The organism is Tepidibacillus infernus, from assembly GCF_048898065.1.
Lineage (GTDB): Bacteria > Bacillota > Bacilli > Tepidibacillales > Tepidibacillaceae > Tepidibacillus_B > Tepidibacillus_B infernus.
In genome coordinates this window covers 1-255 of sequence record NZ_JBLWFI010000071.1, presented here as the reverse complement: position 1 = coordinate 255, position 255 = coordinate 1, and the positions used below count along the sequence as shown (strand labels likewise).

General features: G+C 35.3%; 1 protein-coding gene. It reads left to right on the top strand.

What is annotated here, in order from left to right; translation table 11 throughout:
* Positions 1–69: 69 nt before the first annotated feature.
* Positions 70–255, top strand: a 186-nt coding sequence (locus tag TEPIDINF_RS15045; RefSeq protein WP_421692412.1) for a thioredoxin family protein, incomplete at its 3' end; no start/stop codon positions are given.

Genomic DNA, 255 nt, shown 5'->3' with positions numbered 1-255 from the left:
ATGATATACTGTATACTGTATCTCATTATTAGAAGATTTCTTTTTTGAGGAAGAAGGAGGATTTTTAAAATGGCAATTGTTCATGTAACTGATCAATCTTTTGCAACTGATGTAGAAAGCACAGGCACAGTGCTTGTAGATTTCTGGGCACCATGGTGTGGCCCATGTAAAATGATCGCACCTGTATTAGAAGAAATTGATCAGGAAATTGGAAATAAGCTTACCATTGCGAAATTAAATGTTGATGATAACCCA